This window comes from Acidimicrobiales bacterium (assembly GCA_036273495.1).
Taxonomy (GTDB): Bacteria; Actinomycetota; Acidimicrobiia; order Acidimicrobiales; family JAJPHE01; genus DASSEU01.
The window spans coordinates 1-4,813 of the sequence record DASUHN010000195.1 but is presented as its reverse complement, the minus strand read 5'-3'; the positions used below and the strand labels follow the sequence as shown (position 1 = coordinate 4,813).

General features: G+C 75.0%; 5 protein-coding genes. All 5 read right to left on the bottom strand.

What is annotated here, in order from left to right; genetic code table 11:
• Nucleotides 1-5: 5 nt before the first annotated feature.
• Nucleotides 6-905: a UDP-N-acetylmuramate dehydrogenase gene (gene murB, locus VFW24_08220; GenBank protein HEX5266746.1), complete on the bottom strand. Its 900-nt coding sequence runs from the start codon at nt 903-905 to the stop codon at nt 6-8.
• On the bottom strand, nt 902-2,269 hold the full coding sequence (gene murC, locus VFW24_08215) for a UDP-N-acetylmuramate--L-alanine ligase (GenBank protein ID HEX5266745.1): 1,368 nt from the start codon (nt 2,267-2,269) through the stop codon (nt 902-904). The genes murB and murC overlap by 4 nt, the downstream gene beginning before the upstream one ends.
• Nucleotides 2,266-3,432, bottom strand: coding sequence for a UDP-N-acetylglucosamine--N-acetylmuramyl-(pentapeptide) pyrophosphoryl-undecaprenol N-acetylglucosamine transferase (locus tag VFW24_08210; protein HEX5266744.1), 1,167 nt, complete (start codon nt 3,430-3,432; stop codon nt 2,266-2,268). The genes murC and VFW24_08210 overlap by 4 nt, the downstream gene beginning before the upstream one ends.
• Nucleotides 3,429-4,595: a putative lipid II flippase FtsW gene (gene ftsW / locus VFW24_08205; GenBank protein ID HEX5266743.1), complete on the bottom strand. Its 1,167-nt coding sequence runs from the start codon at nt 4,593-4,595 to the stop codon at nt 3,429-3,431. The genes VFW24_08210 and ftsW overlap by 4 nt, the downstream gene beginning before the upstream one ends.
• On the bottom strand, nt 4,592-4,813 hold a 222-nt coding region (locus VFW24_08200; protein HEX5266742.1), incomplete at its 5' end, for a hypothetical protein. The genes VFW24_08200 and ftsW, both read right to left, overlap by 4 nt.

The following is a 4,813-nucleotide window of genomic DNA, read 5'->3' as shown; positions in this document are numbered from 1 at the left end:
GACTCTCATCCGAACCCGACCATCCGCACCTCGGGCACGAGCTCGACGCCCGCGTCCGCGCGCACCCGTTCGCGCACCATCTCGATGAGCCTCCTCACGTCGTCGGCCGAGCCACCGGCGTCGGCCTGGATGAAGTTGGCGTGCTTGTCCGAGACCTCCGCCGAGGCCAGGCGCAGGCCCTTGAGCCCGCAGGCCTCGATTATCCGCCCGGCCGAGTCCCCCTCGGGATTGGTGAAGACCGACCCGGCGTTCTGGCCGCCGGGCTGGTTGGCCCGCCTCCACCGCACGATCTCGGCGATGGCCTCCTCGGAGCGGTCCCGGTCCCCGCTCCGCAGCGGGAACGAGGCCCACACCACCACGTGGCCCTCGGCCACGCTCGAGCGCCGGTAGCCGTAGGCCAGATCGGAGACGCCCCGCTCCCCGTCCGGCCCGCCCTGGAGGTCGACGAACGCCCACCGGTCGATCGAGCCGGCCATGTCCGAGCCGTGCCCTCCCGCGTTCATCCGCACGCCGCCGCCCACCGAACCGGGCACTCCGACCGCCCACTCCAGTCCGGCCAGACCGGCCGCCGCCGTCCGGCGGGCGAGGACCGGCAGGCCGGCCGCCGCCCCGGCCCGGGCCGTGAGGCCCGAGATGCCTATCGACGCGAACTCCGGCCCGAGGGTCACGACCAGCCCCCGGAAGCCGGCGTCCGCCACGAGGAGGTTGGAGCCCTTTCCCAGGACCATCACCGCCACTCCCGACTCCGTCACGGCCTTGCGCGCCGCGTCGAGGTCGTCCTCGTTGGCCGCCTCGAGGAACAGGGCGGCGGGACCGCCGACCCGGTAGGTGGTCAGAGGTCCGAGCGGGCGGTTGCGGGCGGCGCGGGGGCCGAGGAGGGCGGCGGCGTCCTCGAGGGCGCTCACCCCAGCCGGCCCATCAACTCGTCGGGAAGCGACGTGAGGTCACCCGCTCCCAGGGTGAGACACAGGTCCCCGGGCCGGAGGTTGGCGCGGAGGTAGGCCGCCAGCTCGGCGCGCCCCGGCAGGTAGGCCACGGGCCGGTGCGGCGAGGCGTCCAGCACGGCGTCCACGATCAGCTTCCCGGTGACCCCCGGTATCGGCGTCTCCCCCGCCCCGTAGACGTCGGTGACCACCAGCACGTCGGCGCCGTCGAAGGCGTGGCCGAAGTCGGGGGCCAGCGCCGCCGTGCGCGTGAAGCGGTGGGGCTGGAAGACGCAGACCACCCGGCTCCAGCCGCCGCGGCGGGCGGCGTCGAGGACCGGCACGACCTCTCCCGGCAGGTGGGCGTAGTCGTCGATGAAGGTGATCCCGCCCCACTCGCCCCGGAACTGGTAGCGCCGCGCCACCCCGGTGAAGCGCGCCAGCCCGGTCCGCACGGCCTCGGCCGGGACGCCGAGGCAGAGCGCCGTGACCGCCGCCGCCGCCCCGTTGGAGGCGTTGTGGGCCCCAGGGACGGACAGCTCCACTGGCGTGCCCGGCGCCTCCCCGTGGGCCAGCTCGAAGGTCGATCCGGTGCGCGTCAGCTCGAGACCGACGATGCGGTAGTCGGCCCCGGGGCTGGTGCCGAACGTGGTGGCGCCGCTGGCCGTGGCGGCACGCGCCGACGCGGGCTGGTCCCGGAAGGCGACGCGGGGCCCCCGGGCGCCGGCCAGGAAGCGGTGGAAGGCGTCCTGCAGGTGCTCGAACGAGCCGTAGTGGTCCAGGTGGTCGGGCTCCACGCTCGTGACGACGGCAACCTCGGCGTCGAGCTCGAGGAAGGTGCCGTCGCTCTCGTCGGCCTCGACGACCAGCCACTGCCCGTCCGACCACGCCGCCCCCGACCCGGTCTCGTTGAGCTCCCCGCCGATGACGAACGAGGGGCGCCACCCCGCTTCGAGAAGGATCAGCGCCAGCATCGACGAGGTGGTGGTCTTGCCGTGCGTACCCGCAACCGCGATCGTCCGGCGGGTGCCGGTGATGGCGGCCAGCAGGTCGGCCCGCCGCAGGACCGGGATCTCCCGCCGCCGCGCCTCCACCACCTCCGGGTTCCCGGCCCCGACGGCGGTGGAGATCGCCACCAGCTCGGCGGAGTCGAGCTGCGATGCGTCGTGGCCCACGTGGACCTCGATTCCCAGCCCGCGCAGGCGATCCAGGCCCGGGGAGCCCTTGAGGTCGCTGCCCGACACCCGGTGGCCCATGCCCGCCAGCACGGTGGCGATGGCGGACATCCCCGCCCCGCCGATGCCGACGAGATGGATCCGCCGCGGCACGGAGAGGTCGGGCCTCACGGCGGCGGCGCTCCCCGGACGGCCCGGGACCCCCCGGCCGCGCAACGCTCGACCAGCTCGGCCACCGACCGGGCGGCGTCGGGCCGGCCCGCCTGACCCGCCGCCTTCCCCATGGCCGCCAGCCGGGCGTCCTCGAAGAGCAGCCCGTCGACGATCCCCGCCAGCCGGTCGCCGTCGCACTCGGCGTCGGCCAGCAGCACGGCGGCACCGACGTCCGAGAGCACGCGCGCGTTGCCCGTCTGGTGGTCACCGGGCGCGCCGGGCAGCGGGACGAGCACGGCGGGAACTCCGGCTACGGCCAGCTCGGCGACCGTCGAGCCGCCCGCCCGGCACACCATGAGGTCGGCCGCCGCCAGCAGGTCGGGCATCCGCCTCTCGTACTCGACGGCCCGGTACCAGACGGCCGGATCGGCGGGTCCCCCCGCCCGGTCCACCGCCTCCCCCATCTCGGGGAAGTCCCGGGCGCCGACCACATGGTGGACGGCCACCTGTCCCGCCGGACGCCAGCTCCCCACCAGGTCGACGGCGGCCTGGTTGATGCGGCGCGAGCCGAGCGACCCGCCGGCCACCGCGAGCACCCGGCGGCCGTCGGGAAGGCCCAGACCGGAGCGCGCCCGCCGGCGCCCCTCGGTGCTCCGGTCGACGGACTCCGCCTCCGGCCGCAGCGGCGTCCCCGTCACCACGGCGCGGGGCAGGTCGGTGCCCGGGAACGCCACGGCCGCCGCCCGGGCGAAGCGGCCGAGGAGCCGGTTGGTGGCCCCCGGGACCGAGTTCTGCTCGGCCAGCACGAGCGGGACCCGCAGCACCACGGCGGCCACGGCGCAGGGCAGGCTCGCATACCCCCCGACGGCGAGCACGACGGCCGGGCGGCGCCGCAGCAGCAGTCCGAGGGCGCGGGCGGTGGCGGCCGCCAGCCCCACCACTGCCGCCGCCGCCGCCAGCCGGGCTTCCAGGCTGCGGCCCCGCCTGATGCCCCGCCCGGGCAGCAGGGTGATCGAGTAGCCGGCGTCGGGCACGAGCGTGGCCTCCATGCCCCGCGCCGAACCCACGAAATGGACGGTCGCGGGGTCGTGGCCCCGGGCAACCAGCGCGGCGGCCACCGCCAGAGCCGGCTGCACGTGGCCCCCGGTGCCCCCACCGGCGATCACCGCGAACGGCCTCACCGCCGCTCCTGGCGGGCGATGTTGAGGAGGATGCCGATGGCGCCCATGACGATCGTCAGCGACGAACCGCCGAAGGAGACCAGGGGAAGGGGAACGCCGGTGACGGGGAGGAGGCCGATCACGGCGCCGATGTTGAGCACGGCCTGGGCGGTTATCCACACCGAGATGCCCACGGCCAGCATGGCTCCGAAGGGATCGGGAGCCTTCTTGGCGGCGCGCAGACCGACCAGGGCAAAGACGGCGAACAGGCCCACGACCAGGACCGCCCCGACCAGCCCCAGCTCCTCACCGACGATCGAGAAGATGAAGTCGGTGTGGGCGTTGGGGAGGAAGCCCCACTTGGCCCGGCTGGCGCCCAGCCCGACCCCCGCCACGCCGCCGGAGCCGAGCCCGACCAGTGACTGCACGACCTGGTACCCGGTCGACGAGCGATCCGCCCACGGGTGCAGGAACGACAGGAGGCGCGCCTTGCGGTACGGCTCGGCCATGCCGAGCACGAAGGCGGCGACCACCGCCCCGCCCATGAGCTTGGCCATCGTCCGGCGCGGCATCCCGGCCGCGAACAGCAGCCCCAACACGATGGCGGATACGACCAGCGCCGTGCCCATGTCCGGCTGCTTGAAGATCAGCGCCGCCGCGAGCACGTACACGACCAGCACCCCGCCGAGCACGTCGCGCACCGCCGCGCCCCGCTCCACCCGGCGGGAGAGCACGTCGGCCAGGTAGACGACCAGCGCCAGCTTCACCAGCTCCGACGGCTGGACCCGGAAGCTCCCGAATCCCAGCCACCGGCTCGATCCGCTGACGCTCACTCCCACGTGGGGCACCAGCACGGCGAACAGCAGTGCCAGTGAACCCGCGACCAGGGGCAGGGACCACTTCCGCCAGCGCTGGTAGTCGACGCGCATGGTCAGCACCATCACCACCGCCCCGAGGACCACCCACAGGAGCTGCTTCTCGAAGAACACCCAGGACGAGCCGTAGCGGGCCAGCGCCTCGACCGAGGAGGCCGACAGGACCATCACCAGGCCGATCAGGTCGAGGGCCACCGTCAGCGACAGCAGCAGGACGAACCCGTTGGAGCGGCTCCCCTGAGCCACCGCCGGCCGCCCGGAGGCCCGGGCCGACCCCGGGGCCCGGACCAGCGCCCGCACCCGGCTCACTGCGCCGCCTCGGGCCCGGTCAGGCGGCGGAGCGCCGCCACGAAATCGTCCCCCCGCTCGGCGTAGGAGCCGTACCAGTCGAACGACGCGCACCCGGGAGAGAGCAGAACGGCGTCCCCCGGCCGCGCCTCCCCCGCCGCCAGCTCCACGGCCTCCTGCATCGAAGAGGCCTGCCGCACCGGTCGCATCCCGGAGAAGACGGCCGCGATCTCTCCCGC